The 585-nt window shown below is 49.4% G+C and carries 1 pseudogene; it reads right to left on the bottom strand.

Annotated features, from left to right (window positions below):
- A pseudogene (locus ACTHUR_RS16210) lies at window positions 1-585 on the bottom strand (5-demethoxyubiquinol-8 5-hydroxylase UbiM); the annotation flags it as partial.

Genomic DNA, 585 nt, shown 5'->3' with positions numbered 1-585 from the left:
ATCATACCGACCAAAGGATAATTGTGAATAGTGCTAACCGATTCCATATCGCCCAAACGGCCTTTGAGTTGCTCTTTCACGCTGGCTGCCAATTCTTCCGGCGACATGTTTTTAATCGTTTCGGCTTTATCGCTGTCTACCGTAATCACTGTATTGGTCAAGTGTTCTTCCAAAGGCAGCAACGCAATGGTGCGGCCGTAATGGAAGCATTCATATGCGGTATGCAGGTTGGACAAAGTATGCTTCATGCGGCACACAAACATGGTACGGCTGTAATCGTGCATATCGGAAGAAATGCCCAATTGACGGCGTGTTTGCGAGAAACGGCTATCGGCGGCCAACAACAGACGGCCGGTCAATACTTCGCCGCTTTCCAAAATAACTTGCGCCTCATCGTCAGAAGTTTTGACTTCTTTAACATTGGTACCGGCCAGGATCTTGACGTTGTCCAATTTGGACACGACTTCATAAGCGGCTTTACGGATGTTGTGATTGGAAATCAAGTAGCCCAAGCAATCGGCAGGCTCGCCGCGCGCCTCAGTCGGTTGCGGGAAGTGGAGCTGGTAATCGGAATGACCGTTCAAC

The sequence above is a fragment of the Neisseria sp. P0021.S007 genome (assembly GCF_051956855.1).
This window is presented reverse-complemented; position numbering and strand designations above follow the sequence as displayed.